Raw genomic sequence first — 15,221 nt, 5'->3', positions numbered from 1 at the left:
TGAGCGCAGGGCGGGTGGGTGAGACAGCGCGGCAGGCGGTTACCGGCTACGGCGGGGCGCAACGGCCGACGCCGGGTGTGCGCCGGTCGACGCGAGGTCGGGGCTGGTCGCGATGGCGCTGGGCGGACGAGCGGGAGAGGTCGCGGTGGCCGCACGGACTCGGGGGTCGCTGGGCTGCGGTGCTCGCTCTGGCGCTGGAGCGGGCAGCTCGGAACGGTCGGGCCGAGGGCTGGTGGTGCGGGTGGCGTCGGCGGTGTCGGCGAAGCGGCGCCAGGCGTACCCGGACCGGTCGCGGGCCCAGTCGTCGGCGCGGGCGACGAGGGCCGGGGCGAGGGCGGCGACCTCGGTGTCGGGGACTGTGCCGAAGGCGAGCATCTGGCCGCGGTCCGACCACAGGTCCAGGTACCAGTCCTCGCCGACCGGGTACGCCTTCACATGGGCGCCGGAGACGTCGGGCTGGTAGGCCCAGAAGCCGCCGAGGTCGGCCCAGTCCGGTCCGGCGAAGGGCGGGGCCGGCGGGGGTGGAGTCGGCTTGGCGGTGCCTCGGTCGGCGACCGCGAACAGATCGGTCGGGGCTTCGTCGCTGAGCGCGTTCTTGACCAGCCGGAGCACGTCGTCGCCGTTCAGTCCCTCCCGCTCGTCGAGGACACCGACGACGTGGCGCAGGGTGCGCAGCGTGTGGTGGGCACCTTCGGGATCCAGGAGTTCTTCGGGACGTTCCGGGGCGTATTTCAGCTCGTGCCGTACCATCTCGGCGGCCTGGCGGAGGCCCTCCATCTGCCGAGCGCCGGGGCGATCGGGAAGGCTTTCGATGCGGTTCAGCAGACCGTGGTACGGGCTCATGTATCGCGAGACGGCGGCGCGGGTGTAGCGCTCGGCCTGGCCCTTGAGGCCGCGGGCTGCAGCGTCCCGTACGGCGTCGTCGTGCTTGCGCCGCCCGGTGAGCAGGCCCATGTAGCGGTCTCGGGTGTCGATCTGCTCACGCAGTACCGACTCGTAGGCCGCGTTGAGCAACTCCAGGTCCGACAGGTCGGCGTCCGGTTCCCCGGCGGCGGCGTACTGCTCGCGCAGAGCGGCCACCCGTTCGGCGGCGGGCGTGTTCCACACGCTCCTGCCACTCATGCGGCAGTCCCGAAGTCGTCACGGTCCATGGACTTCGCGAGGGCGCGCTCGGTGATCGCCTTGGTCGCACGGGCAGACGCGGCGCCGAGGGGACCGGCGTTCGGCTCCTTGTACCAGGGCTTGAGGTTCAGCAGCGCCGGCCGGATGCCGGTGGCCAGCAGCAGTGCGGTGCCCTTGGGCAGGGCCCGGATCGCGTCGGCCGGAAGGATCCTCTCCTGCCGCATCGACACCGACCTGGACTTGCCCGACTCGCTGTGTGAGACGGAGACGGTCTGCACGTCATGGTCACCCACCAGGCGCGAGAGCTTGTCCGCGAAGTCGGCGTCGTCGATACCGGAGCCGATCAGCTTCACGGTGGCCGCAGACCAAAGGGCATCCATCCCGGCCTCGCCCCATACCCGTACGCCCTGCCGGTAGGACTGCAGGATGGTGACGGGGATGACGCCCCGGGAGCCGAGGTGGGAGTACAGGTCGGGCAGGTCCTGGATCTTGCATACGTTCGCCGCCTCGTCGAGGATCGCGAGAAGCGGCGGGTCGAGGCGTCCGCCGTCGCGTTCGGCCTGGATGACAGCCGCGCGCATCACGGCGTCGGCGGCTGCGGCGATGATCGCCGAGGCGGAACCGCCGCCGTCCTTGGACAGCAGGAACAGAGTGTCGCGGCTGGTCGCGAACGCCTCCGGCTTGAACTCGGGCAGGTCCGGGGCTCGGGTGACCCATGCGGCGATGCCCGGGTCGAGGAGACAGGCGGCGTACTGGCGGGCCGTTTCGAAGATGCCGTCGCGGGTCTCCACCGCGCCGGCGACGGTGCCCTGCAACTGGGCGGCGACCGCGTCGAGACCCGCGTCGACCAGGACGTCGATGGGCGTGCGGTCGGCCGGTGAGGCGAGCCAGGCGAGTACGTCGGTAATCGGCCGCCGGTCGCGGGCTGCGGCCAGGAACAGCGCTGTGAGGGTGTTGGCGGCGGCCGTCGACCAGAAGTCGCCCTGGGAGGACTCGTCCACGCTCGCGGTGACGAAGTGTCCGGCCAGACGCCGGGCGCCAGCAAGGTCATGGGCGTCGGCGAGGATGTCCCACCACATTTCGCGCGGGGCGTGCGCGATCTGCTGCGGATCCAGCGTCCACACGGTGCCGACTTCGGCGCGGGCATCGAGGGTGGCGGTATAGGCGTCGCGGGCGGCCTTGTTCGAGGTGAGCAGCACGGGGCCGGGGGCGCGGAGGATGGCCGGGATGGCGAGTCCGGACGTTTTGCCGGAGCGGGGAGCCATGATCGCCAGGAGGACGTCCTCCCAGGAGGAACGTATCTCCTTGTTGCCGGGATTCAGGGTGCCGAGCAGGATGCCCCGGTCGTCGGGCGCGATCTGCTTGGCGTTCGTGCCTTCGAGGCTGGGCCGGAGGTCCTTGGCTTTCGCGCTGATCTCCTTGGGCAGCAGCCCGGAGAGATCACGCTGGTCAGCCAGACCCTTGGGGTTGCCGCGCAGTCGCAACCAGAGTTTCGCGCCGACGGCGGCGGTGAGCAGGAGCACCAGTGCGGGCAGCACGTAACAAGCGGTGATGACTGCCGGGCGGGGAAGGCGAGGCCAGAGCTGCTCGGGATGGAACAGCGCGGTCGCGGGATCGTAGACGGACCATCGGCCCGAACTCGTAACGAGAGCAGCGAGATTGCCGCACAGCCAGGCTAGTGAACCGCCGACGAGGCCGAGTCCGGCGATGACGAGCAGGAGATAGAGGAGGGCGTCGGTTCCGGTGGTGGTCGAGGGCGTGCGTGAACGCGCGGATTGCACAGGAGACTCCGGGAAGGACGACAACGAGGGGGAGGCGGCAGGAGGGGAGTTCTTCTGGCGGTCATCGAGGGCTCCTCAACGGATCGGGGCACGGTCGGCTGGCTGGGCTGGAGGCGCCGCGCGGAGGTCAGCGGGCGCGACGGGTGGGCTGGGCGGCCGGCTGGGCAGCGGTGTTGTCTGGGGCGACCCCTTGCCTACCGCTGCCGGGTGTATTGCGGGTGGCCGGTGAGGTGGCGCGAGCGGCGCTGGTGACAGCGGTCTCGTCGTAGGCGGCGACCTGGGCCTGGGCCTGCCAGCTCCGTTCCTGGGGTTGCTGGGCCGGTGAGGCCGGCTCCAAGGCGCGGAAGCCGAAGGCGGCGCTGTCGAGATCGTGGCCTATCTGGGTGAGCTGCTCGGCTGCGGCGGTGAAACGGTCGCTCAGTTCGAAGCTGTTGCCGTCTCCGTCGAAGTCGTTGCACTTCTCGGCCGCTGCTTCCAGGACTTCCTGACAGCGGATCAGAACGCCGTCGGCAGGATCGAGGATCTGGTCCAGGACATCGGCTGCCTGTCCGGCGGTGGTGGCGGCGTTGACCTGGTCGGTCAGGTCGAGCACCGCACGGCCAACGGCGTAGCGCCCCAGGGGATCGGTGGGGGTGGGCGCCTGGGGCGGGTCGGGGTCCAGCCGTGGGTCGATGTCGACCCGGTAGCGGGCTGCCCGAAGCATCTGCGCTGCGTACCGCGCGACGGCCGCTCGCTCGTCGGTCGAGCTAGTCAACGGCATCCGGTGGCGCAGACCGTGCCAGTCGTTGATCTCAGTGAATCCGGCCCGGCGCAGCAGGGTGGCAGCCAGGGCGTCGGCGCCGCGGGCGCTGACCCGACCGCTGGGCTCGATAGCGATGGTGATCAGGGGTTCAGGCATAGCGGTTGCTTTCGGTCGAAGGGAGTAGCGCGGCTATGGAGTGGAGGATCCGGAGAAACGGGTGCTTGGCTCGGCCGGATTGGGGTGATAGAAGGTCCGGCGCTGAGCGCTACGCGTACGGGTTCTCGGTGAGCCGGTCGTCGTTGGTGGCGGACTGCAGAAGCTCGGGCAGGTCAGCGGGGGCGGCCTCCCTCTGATCGATCCACCACCCGGCCCTCGTCACGGTGCGGGCAGCGTCTTCGATGGCCTCCCACTCGGTTTCCGTGGTGTCGTCTTCCAGTACGAGGGCGGTGTAAGCGGCGGACATCAGCTGGTGACGGCAGCGGTTGCCCCAGGCCACCGCGCGATCGGTCCCGTCGAGCGGTGGCATCCGGTACTGCTTGGTCCACGCTTCGGCCTCGGCCTGTTCCTCGGCGCGCTTGTTCTCCAGCCACGTCGCCTTCTCCTCGGCGTCGTTGTCGCGGCTGGCCTTCCAGCAGTCGGTGCAGTCCCGGCCGGCCAGCCAGCGCGCGTAGCCGGCGCGGCGGTCGGCGGGACGGTCGGACAGATCGACAGTGGTGGTGTGACCGCACGGGTGGTGCTCGACGGTCCACTTCGTCTTGACGGCCATGGCGGTGGTACTCCTTCGCGAGGTGGTGAACGGGTGGGGATGGTCAGCGCGTACGAGATGGACCGGACGGCGGAGAGGCTGCTGCCGGAGACGGTGTGGCAGCGGTAGGCGAGTGGTCCGGTCGGTGTGGGGAGGCGGCCACGGCAGCCTGGGCACGAGCCCCGTACGTGGGCAGGAGGTCTTCGTGCGTGCGGGAGTGGCGGCCAGCGGTGGGGCGTCGGCGGGGATCAGGCCCGGCATGACCGCCAGATCGACTTCGACGTCGGCGATCCGGTCGCCAAGGAAGGCCACATGGTTGGCGATGGTGCGCAGCCGGGAGCCGAGTTCGCGTCCCTCGTCGGTGTCCAGGCGCTCGCACCAGGTGGCCGTCGTCTCGATGAGCCGTTCCAGCTCGCCCATGGCGCCGAAGTCCTCGTCCAGCAGCTCTTGCAGGATTTCAGCGGCATCCATCGCGCGGTTGACGGTGTGCAACTCGGCGGTCAGCGCGGACAGAGACTGCGCCGGGAGGGTGTCCCGCGCGGGTGTGCCGGGAGACTGCGGGACGGGCGGGGGCACCATGAGGCGCGGGTCGGCTGCCACCGACAGACCCACGTCCTGCAGAACGCGGGCGGCGCTGGTCACCGCACGCAGGACCCGGTTGTACGGGGCGTCGCTCGGCAGGAAGTACAGCCCCGGTTCCGGGTGCTGGCGGAAGTGGTGCTTGCGTAAGACCTGCTCGGTATGGGGGTTGCCGGCGGCGACTTCGGCGACGACACCGAGGTCGGGATGAGGGCCGAAGGAAATATGGCGTTCGAGGCGCACGGAACGCGCTCCTTATATATGAGGCCGTTATCGGCTGGGGGCGGGCGCGGTAGAGGGAGCCTGGGGCGAGTGGTACGGCGTGGGGCTGTTGGCTGTCGCAGGCCGGGAAGTGGCGGAGTGCGCGGGCGAGGCGGTGGTGGCGGCGCGAGCCCGGCTGTTCTGCTGGGACAGGGCCGTGGTCGTCGGCCGCGGTCGTAGCGGGCTGTCGAGGTCGAGGAAGTCGGCACCGGTGAAGCCGAGGTCTACGCTCAGCTCGGTGATTTTGTGGCCAAGGCGTCGGCAGATACGGGCGAGGTCGGTGCCCTCATCGCCGAGGCGCCGCTCGCACCACTCGGCAGTGGCCTCCAGCAGCTGGTGCAACTCCGGGATGGCGCCGCCCCGATCGTCCAGGAGGTCGTCGAAAACGTCGGCGACATCGGTCGGACGCTGCGCCTGAATGACCCGGGATGTCAGCGCGCGGATGCCGGAAACCTGCGGCGGCTCCTCCAGATGGGGGTCGGCGGCAACGGTGTACCCGACGGCTTGCAGGTCACGGATGAGCTGAACCATCGCGCGGCGGTCGGCACCCTGGGGGAGGACGAAGATGTCCAGCTCCTTGTGGTGGTCGAATCCTGCGGCGTGCAGCGCGGCTTCGGCCTGCGGCAGTCCGTCGGAGACGGCCGCCACGATTCCGAGCTTGGGGTGAAGACCGAAGGCGATGTCGGGTTCGTTTGCCATCGCGGTGTGCTCCTGGGGTTCGGGGAACGGGGGCTGATCAACGGGAGCGGTGCCCTGGCGCCCGCAGTCCGGCAGCCGGTGGTGCGGTCAGTGGGCGGCTGCCCGGGGTGTCGGTCGCCGCACGGACCGGGTGGCGCAGGGTCGAGCGGGCGGGAGAGACAGCGGTGGCTGCCCGCGCTCGCGGCTCCGGTGGTGGCACAGGGCGGCCGTTGCCGCGGACGTAGGCGAAGGCTGTGAGCGCACGGTCGGTATCCGCGAGCCGGGTCTCGACGTACCGCAGGTCGCCCTCGCCGTAGAGCAGGACGCCCTCGCCCGTCGCGGGGTAGGTACCGACGGCGCGCAGGGTGCCTTCCGGATCCCGCAGTTGATCGAGGAGGACCAGCCGACCGGCAGCGATGTCAGAGGCGAGGGCGCGAGCGTGTGCGTTCGGCCCGGACAGACTCTCGGCGGGGTCGCGATGGCGGTTCTGGGAGGGCTGGGACGGCAGCGAGTCGGGCTCGAGATCAGCGTCGACAGCCACTTGGTAGCGCACGATGCGCAAGCTCTGCACGGCCTGGCGGGTACGGCGGATCCCGTCGCGGTCGGGCTCGGCCAGAGCGTACAGCTGGCGGCGGCTAGGAACGGGCTCGAAGCCCACGCGCCGTAGAACGTGGTCGATGACAGGGGTGTTGTGCCGGTTGGCGGCCACAATCCCCAGGTCAGGGTGGCTGCCGATGACTATGTGCGGGTCGTCCATGAGGGTGTCTCTTCTGGCGTCGGGAAGGTCAGCGGCGGCGCGGCTGGCCCGGTGCGGAGGTCGGCGGGGCAAAGACCGCCAGGACGGTGGCGGGTGGCGGCCCGGCCACGTGTTGCCGTCCAGGTGACGGCGTGCTGGCCGGTCGCAGGCGATGGTGATGTCCAAGGCGGAGCTGGTGTCCGCACAAGAGGGCCCCGCCCGATCAGAGGGGAGGAGATCAGCGCGTACGGCGCGGCGACTGCGGGGCGGCCGGACGCGACGACTCGGCCTCGTCGGAACCGGGGCTGGCTGGGGCATGGCCTGTGGTGGCGGCCGTCCGTGCCTGGGCGGCCTGGGTTCGCAACAGCCACTGGGGTACGGGACGGCGCTGGCTGTCGTCGGGGAGGGCGAGCAGGTTGTCGGCGGTCTGATGGATACCGACGGTGGCGTCGAGCAGTGCGCGATTGGCCTTGCGCAACCGCTCCGTCAGCGGCGTGGTGCCGAGTCCTTCGACCCAGAAGCCGGCCTTCTCCACCACTTCGCGGAGCGCGGGCAGCATGCCGATCTTTTCGTCGGTGAGGACGTAGAGGAGGGCGGCGACCTCGACGGCTTCGTCGCTGTGGACGATCTCGTCGATCAGCGTGCTCAGGGTCTGGTTGTAGGCGTCGTGCGTGGCGGCGAGGGGAGGCGTGCCGGTGCGGCCATTGCGCAGGAGCAGCGACGGGTCGATGACCACCGGGTAGCGGGCGGCGGTGACCATCTCGTAGGCGTAGGTGGCCTTTTCGTTCTCGTAGTCCTCGCCCATGTCGTAGTGGAGCCGGTACCAGGACTGGCGGATCGAGGACTGGGGGATGAATCCGGCCCGTTCCAGGAGCGTGGCGGCGAATGCGTCAGCGCCTTCTGCGGTGACGCCGCTGGTGGGACGGCGGGCGATACGAATGGCGGGGAGGGGCTCGGGCATGGGGTGGCCTTCTGTGGCGTGGAGGACGGTTCGACGCAGATGTGTGGCGTGAGTGGTGTCGCTGAGGATCCGGGCCTGGAGACGTTTGGCGAGGCCGGGAAATTGGGATAGGAAGCCGACTGGGGCGCCGTTCAGCGGGCGCGCGGCGCAGACGTGGCTGAGAAGCCTTCAGTTGCCGTGAACTCACGGGGGATTGCCTGCATCCGGGAGTCCGTGTCGAAGAGTTCGAGCTCGCGCGGATGGAGGAGGTGTTGAGTGATGAATGACCGGCCTGCCACCTTCCACAGGCCGCGTCCCTTGGTGAGGGCGGAGACGGCTTGGGTCTCGACGCCGGTCAGGCCCAGGAGGGTGGCGGCGGTGGCGAGTTGGTCTGCTTCCTGGCGGTAGATGATCCGTGTGGAGCAGTCGGTCAGCAGGCCCTCGGCGAGTGCACGGCCCCGCGATCCGGCGTCGCCCGCGGTCAGCAGGTCGGACAGCCGGTGGATCACCATCAGGTTGGCGATGCCGAGTCCTCGGGAGAGCTTCCACTGCGACTGCATGCGCTCCAGCAGGGCAACGTGCCGCATGACGCGCCAGGCTTCGTCGTAGATCACCCAGCGCCTGCCACCGGTGGGGTCGGCGAGGGCGGCCTCCATCCACGCTGAGGCACAGGTCATAGCGAGGACGAGGGCCGTGTCGTCGCCGGCGCCGCCGAGCCGGGACAGGTCGATGGACAGCATCGGCGCGGCCGGGTCGAAGACGACGGTGGAGGGGGCGTCGAACATCCCGGCCAAGTCACCGTGGACGAGACGGCGCAGGGCGTGCGCTAGATCCTCGGCGGCCTGGCCCAGCCGCCCGGACAGCTCACCGGTGGCCGCGTCGAGCCGCGCCGGTGTGCCCAGGACATGGGCGACATCGCCGAGCAGCGGCGTGGCGCCGGTGGCCTCGGCCGCAGCGACGACCTGGTCGAGGGCGACGTCGAGCGCGGTGTGCTCCATCGGGTGCAGATCGCGGCGCAGGACGGTACGGGCGAGGGAACCGAGCAGCAGCAGGCGTCGCTTGCGGACCTCACCCTTCCAGTCCTGCTCGCTGACGCCGTACGGCTTCGCAGGGGCGTCGAGCGGGTTCAACCGTCCCGGGAGGCCGGGGCCGAGGGCGATGGTGCTGCCGCCGAGGGCCTGGGCGACGGCTGTCCACTCGCCCTTGGGATCGCAGGGGACGTAGATGCGGTAGCCGAAGGCGACGGCGCGTACCGCAAGGGACTTGGCGAGGGCGGACTTGCCCATGCCGATGATCCCGGCCAGCAGGATGTTCGGGTTGGTGAAGCCCTCCAGACGCCCGTACAAAGCGAACGGGTCGTAGGTGAACGCGGCTTCGGCGTGGACATCGCGGCCGATGTAGATGCCCTGTGCGCCGAGCCCGCCCTCGGCGAGGAAGGGATACGCGCCGCTCGCGGTGGCCGTCGTCATCCGGTGCGCGGGCAGTTTGAGGAGGCCGCCTCGGGCGGAGGCGGGGCCGGGCCTTCCCGAGGTGGGGTAGGTGGCCCGCAGATCCGGGTCGGCACTGGGAGCGGTGGGGCGGGTCTCGGGCCGGGCGGTGTGGCGGGCGGTGTGGCGGGCGGCGGCGAACTCTTCTCGCGCGGCGCGAGCTGTGGCGCGGCTGGCCTTGCGCGGGGTGAACAGGGGGCTGGCGCTGGCGCGCGTACGGATCGCCATGGGTGCAGGAACTCCTTGGGCGGTGGTCAGTGGCGGATGAGGCCGGTGAATGGGTCGTGCAGCTCGGCCGGGGTGGTCTGGCGACGGACCCGTGCGGCGGTAGCGAGATGGCGCTGACAGATCGACAGCTCCGGGGCACCCTCAGGAAGACCGGCGCGACACGCCTCCGGGCTGCGCGGTTGGCCGGTGGCAGGGTGGGGTGCTGCGTGGTACGCGGCGTGGAGGTGCTCGGCGGCCTGCCACAGCCGGGTCCGTACGGCTCGCAGGTGGTCGCCCTCGGCCTCGGCGACGACAGCCGTGCGGGTGGTGTGGGCGTCGAACAGGCCGTGCAGGGAGATCAGATGGGCGTGCAGGGAGTCCAGCTCGGCGCGGCTGGCCGCGACCGTTCCGGCGGGGATGTTGATGCTGCGGTGGAAGTCGAGCGCAGCGGTGGCGAACGGCACGAAATCCGGGGCGAGGTCGGGCAGCGGCGGCTGCGGGGTCAGCATGGCGATGCCCTTCGGCAAGGTGCGGGTGAGAGGACGGAGCGTTACGGGCGGGCGAGGGGCAGGGCCGCATTGGTAAACGCTTCGGCCTGCTGCCAGGTCAAGCGGCGCAGATCGACCAGCGCGGCGACAGCGGCGGTCTCGACGGCGGCGCAGGCTGCGTTGAGCTGTTCATCGCTCTCGGCGGAGACCGTGAGCAGTCCGGTCAGCGCGACATCGGCGTGGCCGGCGATCAGCTGCCGCTCACGCGCCTTGATGTCCGCGTACTCGACCGAGTCCTCTTCCGAGTCGACCTGGCCCTTGCGCTGCCGCTCCGCTGCATCCGCGATCACGGTGGCCTTCTTCCGCTGGACGTCCTTCAACGCAGCATCGAGACCCTTGGGGGCGTAGGTGAGTGAAAGGGCGCGGCGCACGCCGGACACGAACAGCAGCTGGTGCAGGAACCCCGGGCTGGTCTCGATCCGGGGCCAGTTCTCGATCCAGAACACCGCGTGGTGCGCGGTGTCGGTCTGGATCCGGTCGGCCTTCTCCACCAAGACTACGGGGCCGGCAGCAGCCGGATCGGCCTGCGGGCGCCCGGAGGCCGACCAGCGGTCCAGAGCCGCGGATGCCGCAGGGTCGTATGCGGTGCGCACCACGGCGGCGATCTCGCTGCCGGTGAGCCAGCCGGCGGGGGTGAGTCCGGCGTTGCGGGCCGCCTGATCGAAGGTTGCCGTCAGCTGGGAGAGGACCGCGAAGGCACCGGTGAGCCCTCCTCCGGCCTGGTTGATCAGCCGTCGCGCGGCCTTGAGGTCCAGGGCCAGGGCGACGTACGCCTCGTGCGGCGCAGCGGCGGGACCGGCGGCGGCCAGCAGATCGGCGTAGACAGGGCCCGCCAGGTGGGTGTCGGGGCGGCCTTGGTCCTCCCAGTAGCGGTTGAGCGCGTCGCCGGAGTCAGGGACGGTGCGCTCCAGGACCTGGATTCGGGCGATGTGCCCGGTGCGGGCCAGCGCGGCGAGGGCCCGGCCCCATCCGGCGACGTTGGCGTTCTGGGTGGCCGGATCGAGGAGGGCGAAGGCCCGGCTGGAGATCTTCACGACCGCGGTCAATGTCTGCTGATGCGGGTCGTGGACGGCGCCGAAGCGGCGGTCGGGCGAGGCGACCACGCGCAGGGAGGCGGCGGTGCCGGGCAGATGCAGCAGGCCCTCGCGGCGCGGCCGGGTGGAGGGCCGGACGAGCCAGAGCAGCTGGCCACGGGCACGACGCAGGACATAGCGCAGCACGATGGGGGACCAGTCGGCGAGAGAGCGGCCGTGGTGCCGGGCGAAGACCGCGACCGCGATCACCGCCCACAGCGGTAGCAGCTTGAGGGCTCCGGTGACGCCGGCGGTGAGCAGAACCGCGAGCAGCAGCAGGCCGGTGGCGGCCACGACGACGAGCTGGGCGGCAGTCAGGCCGAGCAGCACGCCGCGCCGGGAGCGGTGCGGGAATTTGACCGTGGCCGTGGCCTCGGCCGATGAAGTGTCGGAAAGCATGGCGAAGCCGTCCTTGAAACGAGATGCAGAGACAGGAGGAAGGGGGGGCGGGCCGCCGCCATCGGGGCGGCCCGCCCGGGTCAGCCAGGGGCTAGGAGCGAGATCCGCCCGGCGGGTTGGGGTAGACCCATTGCTGCGGCGTCGCCGAGCCCTGCGGAGAGGGACCGGTGCCGGACGAGGCCGCCCCTCCGGATGCGGCCGGAGGCCGGAGCGGAGTCGGAGAACCCTGGGGTTGCGGGCCCGCGGGTGCCTCGGCTGCTGCGGAGCCCGACGACGCCGTGGCGTTCGCCGCGGTCTGCTGGCCGGGGCGCCGGATCAGCGGCTGGCCCCGGTCGCCGTCGGTCGGCGGGCGCTTGATGAGCGGAGTGCCCTTGTCGCCGGACGCGTTGGGGTCCTCGCCGTAGCGGAACCGGACCTGCTTCGGCGTACCGCTGCCGCTGCCGCCGGTGGGATCGATTCCGGAGGCGACCCCGCCCGAACCCATGCCCGGTACGCTCGCCGGACCCTGCGGAGCAGGAGTGCCGGTGCCGGCCTGGACCGCGAGTTGCCCGGCGGTCTTTGCTCCGCGGGCGGCGGTGACGACGCCGGAGGACCCCGAGCGGTGCAGGTCCTCGCCGCCTGCGCCATCGGCGGCCCAATGCACGAACTTGTACGTGGCGTACGGGGTGAGCATCACCAGGGCGAGCACGACGATGCCGGCCATCGCATCCGACAGGGCGGACAGCCCGTCCTTCGCATCCGCCTTGCCCATGGCCGAGACACCGGTCAGGAACACGATCGTCATCAGCAACTTCGACACGACGAGCGTGGCGGTGGCCTCGATCCAGCCGCGCCGCCAGCGCTTGGCCACCTCCCAGCCGCCTCCGGCCCCGGCGAAGACCGCCAGGGTGACCAGGATCAGGATGCCGACCTTGCGGAAGACCATCACGCCCCAGTACATGAACGCTCCGATGGCGGCGCCGAGAGCGACCATTGCCTGGACCAGCCAGCCCAGTCCGCCCAGTTGCCCGAACTGGCTGACCAGGACGACGCGGCGGACCGCGTCGGAGATGCTGCTCTTGGCGAGGGTGAACAACCCCTCGGACAGGGCATCGACGACGGTCAGGGCAACGGTGGTGAAGGCGATCGCAGTGAAGGCGAAGAAGACGCCCACGATCGTGCCCTTCAGCGCGTCGAACAGCGACTCGCTGTCGCGGCGCCAGGCGGCCCGGATCAGGGCCAGGCAGAAGGTGCCGATGGTGAGGATCAGCCCGATCGGCAGCAGCAGCTCGTAGTTGTCGCGGAACCAGGACGCGTTCAGGTTCACCGCGGTGGTGGCGTTGATGCCCTCGGCGGCGAGGTCGGCCGCCGAAGCAGCGAGCTCGCCGGTCGACTTGGCGATCCAGGCGCCGATACCGTCGGTGATGGCGTCGCCGACCCCGCTGGTGACGCTGTCGCAGACGCTGGACATCAGCGGCAGTTCACAGACGTTCACGGCCATGGCAGACGCCTCCTTTCTTTCTCGTACGGGGTCAGGGACTGACGCTCGGGGCGATGCCGGACAGCGCGCAGCGCTCGTGGGGGCGGCACTGGACGGCGAGCGTGATCGAGCGGGACTCGGCACCAGCTCCGCCGCCGTCCCAGGCGATGGACTGGGTGCCGGTGACGGTGACCGCGTACACGTACGCGGTCGTGATCGCGCCCGGGTTCTCGTTGAGCGCGGCCGTGAACGCGGTCGGGATGTGGCCCTCGCTGATGCGGGCGGTGGCGTACTGGCCGTTCGTCCGCAGCTGCTTCCACAGATCCTTCGTGGGCAGCTGGGCGCTGACCGACGACCAGTCGGCGTACTTCTTCTCGCTGGTCATCCACGCCTTCAACCCGGCCAGCTGCTGCGGCTGCGACAGCGTGCGGGTGTCGTAGGACCACAGGGCCTTGGCGAATGCCTTGCCGAAGACCACCGGGTCCGTTGTCTTCGGCGGCTCGGCCACCGAGCCCTTGCCAGCGGGCTCAGAGGCTGACGGGGATGGGACAGCGCTGGCCGTTGCGGTCGCCGAGCCGGTCGCGCTCGGGGCGGAGGGCTGGGCCACCCTGTGGCCATCGCGAGTGAGATACGCGATCAGCCCGGCGACCGCCGTGAAGACGGCCAGGACCGCGAGCCCGGCCAGGACTCGGCGGCGCACTTCTGATGCGCTACTCGGGCGTGCGTGCGTGGCGGATCGATTCGCCGGCATCAGTGGACCTGCGAGCCGAGCGCGGAGAAGAAGGCGACGATCCCGTTCGCGGCACCGAGCAGCAACGCGCAGCCGGCGGCGACCGTGGCACCCTTCTTGCCGTTGGCCTCGGCCTGGTGCGAGCCGGAGTGGTGGCCCCAGGCCCACACCACGGCGGAGACGGCCAAGGCACCAACGACGGCGATGATGCCGAACAGGTTGATCGAGGAGATAACCTCCTTCAGGACCGACAGGCCCGGCAGCCCGCCCTCCTTCGGCGTCACACCCGGGTCGTAAGCCAGATAACGGACGTGCTCGGCAAGTTTCATGTGAACTCCAGTTCGAAAATGGGTGTGCGGAGATGCCCTGGCAGGGCGGAGATGTGGGAGGGGAGGCTGAGGCGACGGCCTCGGAACCGGGGAGCTACGGCCCCGGAGTCACGGCGGAGAGCCGGGGGAGCAGTCGAGGACCATGCGGGCCGTAGCAGTGCGGCGTTCGCTTCACAGAGGGGTCCTTCGAATGGGGCAATGACAGCCAGCGCAGAGCCGGAGAGAATGGGACGGCCGGGGTCCGCGCGCTCAGGCGACGATGCGACGCACGGCCAGTACCTGGGACTTCCAGGCCGCGAGCGTGGTGATCCGGACCACGTCACCGGTATGGGGTGCGTGCACGATCAGCCCGGAGCCGATGTACATCCCCACGTGATCGGGGTCTGCGGCGGTGCCCTCGGTGAACAGCAGATCTCCTGGCTTCACCGCGCCCAGGGAGATGGCCTTGCCCTCCTTGACCTGGGTGTAGGTCGTACGGGAAAGCGTCACGCCGGCGGCACCGTACGAGCGCTGCATCAGCGACGAGCAGTCACAGCGTCCCATCGGGTTCAGTCCGTGCGAGTCCGTGCATGAGCCACCCCACTGGTACGGAGTGCCGAGCTGGCCGAGCGCCCACCGGATCGCCGTCCGCACCTCGGCGGGCGCGTCGGCGGGAACCTCGTACCCGTCCGGCAGCGCCCCGGCGGGAATCGTGCCGAAGCCGACACCGTCCACGCCGCCCTCGGTCCCGCAGGCGGAGGAACCGACGGCAGCGGTCGCCGTTTCGGTCGATTCACCAGCATCATCCGCGGAGCCCAGGGCCTTCGCGATCGCCGACTGCAGAGCGGTGGCCAGGTCCTCCCACTTGGCGTACGCGTCCGGGTAGCCGGAGCGCTGGACCTCCTGCGCGGCCTGCGTGACGGTCAGCTGCTGCCACCCGTCGACCTTCAAGAGGTGGGTGTAGAACTGCGTCGCCGCGTACACGGGATCCTGGATCTGCTCGGCCGTGCCCCAGCCCTGCGACGGACGCTGCTGGAACAGCCCGAGTGAATCCCGGTCCCCGTACGACAGGTTCCGCAGGCCGGACTCCTGCAGTGCGGTCGCCAGGGCGACCACCTGCCCGCGCGTTGGCACCTTGAGTGCGACGCCCGTGGCGACGATGGTCTTCGCGTTCGGTATCTGCTCCGCGGGATTGCTCAGACCCGCGATCGAGACCGAATCGCCCTTGCCGCCGTTCAGAATCGACTCCACTTGCCGCGCGACGGCCGCGCTGTCCACAGCCTGTGTACTGCTGGCCGTACAGGCCGCCGCATCCTTGGCGGCTACGACGACGAGCGGGGCGGCCAGTAGCAGGGGACCGGTGGCAACCAGGCCCACCACAGCGCCGGTCGTCTTCACGGCCACCGCCGGAATAGGAGTTTCTGGG

General features: G+C 70.6%; 14 protein-coding genes. All 14 read right to left on the bottom strand.

Annotation, left to right across the window (positions count from 1 at the left end; all coding sequences use genetic code 11):
• Nucleotides 1-39 precede the first annotated feature (39 nt).
• The 14 genes from F3T56_RS22320 to F3T56_RS22255 all read right to left on the bottom strand — a co-directional run bounded on the left by F3T56_RS22320 (nt 40) and on the right by F3T56_RS22255 (nt 15,193).
• Entirely contained in the window at nt 40-1,122 is a 1,083-nt protein-coding gene (locus F3T56_RS22320) for a hypothetical protein (RefSeq protein ID WP_149827109.1), read from the bottom strand.
• Nucleotides 1,119-2,903, bottom strand: coding sequence for a type IV secretory system conjugative DNA transfer family protein (locus F3T56_RS22315; RefSeq protein WP_149827107.1), 1,785 nt, complete (start codon nt 2,901-2,903; stop codon nt 1,119-1,121). Before F3T56_RS22315 ends, F3T56_RS22320 begins: the two co-directional genes overlap by 4 nt.
• Nucleotides 2,904-3,030: 127 nt before the next feature.
• Complete coding sequence (locus tag F3T56_RS22310) at nt 3,031-3,801, bottom strand: hypothetical protein (RefSeq protein WP_149827105.1); 771 nt, start codon at nt 3,799-3,801, stop codon at nt 3,031-3,033.
• Nucleotides 3,802-3,910: 109 nt separating this feature from the next.
• Nucleotides 3,911-4,411: a hypothetical protein gene (locus F3T56_RS22305; RefSeq protein WP_149827195.1), complete on the bottom strand. Its 501-nt coding sequence runs from the start codon at nt 4,409-4,411 to the stop codon at nt 3,911-3,913.
• A gap of 828 nt (nt 4,412-5,239) precedes the next feature.
• Entirely contained in the window at nt 5,240-5,929 is a 690-nt protein-coding gene (locus F3T56_RS22300) for a hypothetical protein (protein WP_149827103.1), read from the bottom strand.
• A 37-nt stretch (nt 5,930-5,966) separates the two neighbouring features.
• Nucleotides 5,967-6,665 carry a hypothetical protein gene (locus F3T56_RS22295; protein ID WP_149827101.1) on the bottom strand — a complete coding sequence of 233 codons (699 nt, stop codon included), beginning with the start codon at nt 6,663-6,665 and terminating at the stop codon, nt 5,967-5,969.
• A gap of 217 nt (nt 6,666-6,882) precedes the next feature.
• Nucleotides 6,883-7,605, bottom strand: coding sequence for a hypothetical protein (locus tag F3T56_RS22290; RefSeq protein ID WP_149827099.1), 723 nt, complete (start codon nt 7,603-7,605; stop codon nt 6,883-6,885).
• Nucleotides 7,606-7,736: 131 nt separating this feature from the next.
• Nucleotides 7,737-9,299 carry an ATP-binding protein gene (locus F3T56_RS22285; protein ID WP_149827096.1) on the bottom strand — a complete coding sequence of 521 codons (1,563 nt, stop codon included), beginning with the start codon at nt 9,297-9,299 and terminating at the stop codon, nt 7,737-7,739.
• Nucleotides 9,300-9,325: 26 nt separating this feature from the next.
• Nucleotides 9,326-9,787, bottom strand: a complete 462-nt coding sequence (locus tag F3T56_RS22280; protein WP_141586477.1) for a DUF6238 family protein — start codon at nt 9,785-9,787, stop codon at nt 9,326-9,328.
• A gap of 41 nt (nt 9,788-9,828) precedes the next feature.
• Complete coding sequence (locus F3T56_RS22275; protein ID WP_149827094.1) at nt 9,829-11,298, bottom strand: SCO6880 family protein; 1,470 nt, start codon at nt 11,296-11,298, stop codon at nt 9,829-9,831.
• A gap of 91 nt (nt 11,299-11,389) precedes the next feature.
• A complete protein-coding gene (locus F3T56_RS22270; protein ID WP_246203766.1) occupies nt 11,390-12,772 on the bottom strand; it encodes an SCO6881 family protein in 1,383 nt (460 codons plus the stop codon).
• Nucleotides 12,773-12,809: 37 nt separating this feature from the next.
• Complete coding sequence (locus F3T56_RS22265; RefSeq protein WP_149827092.1) at nt 12,810-13,457, bottom strand: hypothetical protein; 648 nt, start codon at nt 13,455-13,457, stop codon at nt 12,810-12,812.
• Between the two features lie 50 nt (nt 13,458-13,507).
• Nucleotides 13,508-13,816 (bottom strand): DUF6112 family protein, encoded by a 309-nt coding sequence (locus tag F3T56_RS22260; protein ID WP_149827090.1) that lies wholly within the window; start codon nt 13,814-13,816, stop codon nt 13,508-13,510.
• A 249-nt stretch (nt 13,817-14,065) separates the two neighbouring features.
• Entirely contained in the window at nt 14,066-15,193 is a 1,128-nt protein-coding gene (locus F3T56_RS22255) for a C40 family peptidase (RefSeq protein ID WP_149827193.1), read from the bottom strand.
• Between the last annotated feature and the right edge of the window lie 28 nt (nt 15,194-15,221).

This window comes from Streptomyces tailanensis (genome assembly GCF_008386495.1).
In the GTDB taxonomy this organism is placed as follows: domain Bacteria; phylum Actinomycetota; class Actinomycetes; order Streptomycetales; family Streptomycetaceae; genus Streptomyces; species Streptomyces tailanensis.
Note: the sequence above shows the minus strand (reverse complement) of the source record. Positions and strands in the feature narration are given on the sequence as shown.

Coding starts and splice junctions, on each gene's coding strand:
- F3T56_RS22320 (WP_149827109.1), bottom strand. CDS start 1,122: ATGAGTGGCAGGAGCGTGTGGAACACGCCCGCCGCCGAACGGGTGGCC.
- F3T56_RS22310 (WP_149827105.1), bottom strand. CDS start 3,801: ATGCCTGAACCCCTGATCACCATCGCTATCGAGCCCAGCGGTCGGGTC.
- F3T56_RS22305 (WP_149827195.1), bottom strand. CDS start 4,411: ATGGCCGTCAAGACGAAGTGGACCGTCGAGCACCACCCGTGCGGTCAC.
- F3T56_RS22300 (WP_149827103.1), bottom strand. CDS start 5,929: ATGGCAAACGAACCCGACATCGCCTTCGGTCTTCACCCCAAGCTCGGA.
- F3T56_RS22295 (WP_149827101.1), bottom strand. CDS start 6,665: ATGGACGACCCGCACATAGTCATCGGCAGCCACCCTGACCTGGGGATT.
- F3T56_RS22290 (WP_149827099.1), bottom strand. CDS start 7,605: ATGCCCGAGCCCCTCCCCGCCATTCGTATCGCCCGCCGTCCCACCAGC.
- F3T56_RS22285 (WP_149827096.1), bottom strand. CDS start 9,299: ATGGCGATCCGTACGCGCGCCAGCGCCAGCCCCCTGTTCACCCCGCGC.
- F3T56_RS22280 (WP_141586477.1), bottom strand. CDS start 9,787: ATGCTGACCCCGCAGCCGCCGCTGCCCGACCTCGCCCCGGATTTCGTG.
- F3T56_RS22275 (WP_149827094.1), bottom strand. CDS start 11,298: ATGCTTTCCGACACTTCATCGGCCGAGGCCACGGCCACGGTCAAATTC.
- F3T56_RS22260 (WP_149827090.1), bottom strand. CDS start 13,816: ATGAAACTTGCCGAGCACGTCCGTTATCTGGCTTACGACCCGGGTGTG.